We start from the raw sequence: 2,281 nt of genomic DNA, 5'->3' as shown, positions 1-2,281 counted from the left end.
CGGCGGCGACCTACTCTCCCACACCGTAACCAGTGCAGTACCATCGGCGCAGAAGGGCTTAACTACCGGGTTCGGAATGGGACCGGGTGTTTCCCCAACGCTATAACCACCGAAACACTATGAAATTACAACCTAGAACCCCGATCCTGCGGGTTCGATCGGTTCTGGTTGTTCTTCCAGAACCGCACAGTGGATGCGTAGCGTCTTTGTAACAAGTCCTCGGCCTATTAGTACCAGTCAGCTCCAACCGTTACCGGTCTTCCACCTCTGGCCTATCAACCCAGTGGTCTAGCTGGGGGCCTTAACTCACGAAGAGTGGGATACCTCATCTTGGAACGAGCTTCCCGCTTAGATGCCTTCAGCGGTTATCCCTTCCGAACGTAGCCAACCAGCAATGCTCTTGGCAGAACAACTGGCACACCAGCGGTCCGTCCGTCCCGGTCCTCTCGTACTAGGGACAGCCTTCCTCAAGTATCCTACGCGCGCGGCGGATAGGGACCGAACTGTCTCACGACGTTCTAAACCCAGCTCGCGTACCGCTTTAATGGGCGAACAGCCCAACCCTTGGGACCTACTCCAGCCCCAGGATGCGACGAGCCGACATCGAGGTGCCAAACCATCCCGTCGATATGGACTCTTGGGGAAGATCAGCCTGTTATCCCCGGGGTACCTTTTATCCGTTGAGCGACCACGCTTCCACAAGCCATGGCCGGATCACTAGTTCCGACTTTCGTCCCTGCTCGACCCGTCAGTCTCACAGTCAAGCTCCCTTGTGCACTTGCACTCAACACCTGATTGCCAACCAGGCTGAGGGAACCTTTGAGCGCCTCCGTTACTCTTTGGGAGGCAACCGCCCCAGTTAAACTACCCACCAGGCACTGTCCCTGATCCGGATCACGGACCGAGGTTAGACATCCAATACGACCAGAGTGGTATTTCAACGATGACTCCACAACCACTGGCGTGGCCGCTTCACAGTCTCCCACCTATCCTACACAAGCCGAATCGAACACCAATACCAAGCTATAGTAAAGGTCCCGGGGTCTTTCCGTCCTGCCGCGCGTAACGAGCATCTTTACTCGTAATGCAATTTCGCCGGGCCTGCGGTTGAGACAGTCGAGAAGTCGTTACGCCATTCGTGCAGGTCGGAACTTACCCGACAAGGAATTTCGCTACCTTAGGATGGTTATAGTTACCACCGCCGTTTACTGGCGCTTAAGTTCTCAGCTTCGCCCTTGCGGACTAACCGGTCCCCTTAACGTTCCAGCACCGGGCAGGCGTCAGTCCATATACATCGTCTTGCGACTTCGCATGGACCTGTGTTTTTAGTAAACAGTCGCTTCTCGCTGGTCTCTGCGGCCGTCTCGCCCTAGCCTGCAAGAGGCTTCAAGCGCTACGGCCCCCCTTCTCCCGAAGTTACGGGGGCATTTTGCCGAGTTCCTTAACCACAGTTCGCCCGATCGCCTTGGTATTCTCTACCTGACCACCTGTGTCGGTTTGGGGTACGGGCCGCGTGAAAGCTCGCTAGAGGCTTTTCTCGGCAGCATGGGATCACTCTACTTCGCCTCAATCGGCTACGCATCACGTCTCAGGATATGTGCCTGGCGGATTTGCCTACCAGACTCCCTACACGCTTGCACCAGTACTACCACTCACTGGCGGAGCTACCCTCCTGCGTCACCCCATCGCTTGACTACTACAAGTTCAGGTCCCGCGCTCCACAGTCCACTAGATCCCGAAGGATCGTCGCGGGTGCTTCGGGCGGTTAGTATCACAAGGTTCATCATGGGCGCGTTCACACGGGTACGGGAATATCAACCCGTTGTCCATCGACTACGCCTGTCGGCCTCGCCTTAGGTCCCGACTTACCCTGGGCGGATTAGCCTGGCCCAGGAACCCTTGGTCATCCGGCGGACGAGTTTCTCACTCGTCTTTCGCTACTCATGCCTGCATTCTCACTCGCATAGCGTCCACGGCTGGATTCCTCCGCCGCTTCAACCGCTACACGACGCTCCCCTACCCATCCCGAGTCAAGCTCGAAATGACACAGCTTCGGCGGTGTGCTTAAGCCCCGCTACATTGTCGGCGCAGGACCACTTGACCAGTGAGCTATTACGCACTCTTTAAAGGGTGGCTGCTTCTAAGCCAACCTCCTGGCTGTCTGTGCGACCCCACATCCTTTCCCACTTAGCACACACTTAGGGGCCTTAGCTGGCGTTCTGGGCTGTTTCCCTCTCGACTACGAAGCTTATCCCCCGCAGTCTCACTGCCGCACTCTCAC

Annotated in this window: 2 rRNA genes; both read right to left on the bottom strand. The window is 56.7% G+C overall.

What is annotated here, in order from left to right:
* Positions 1–114: ribosomal RNA gene (rrf, locus tag ACIA8G_RS43885) — 5S ribosomal RNA — on the bottom strand; the annotation flags it as partial.
* A gap of 93 nt (positions 115–207) precedes the next feature.
* Positions 208–2,281 (bottom strand): 23S ribosomal RNA (locus tag ACIA8G_RS43880); the annotation flags it as partial.

The organism is Lentzea sp. NPDC051213, from assembly GCF_044455585.1.
Taxonomy (GTDB): Bacteria; Actinomycetota; Actinomycetes; order Mycobacteriales; family Pseudonocardiaceae; genus Lentzea.
The sequence above is the reverse complement of the archived record's forward strand: the minus strand, read 5'-3'. Positions and strand labels throughout refer to the sequence as shown.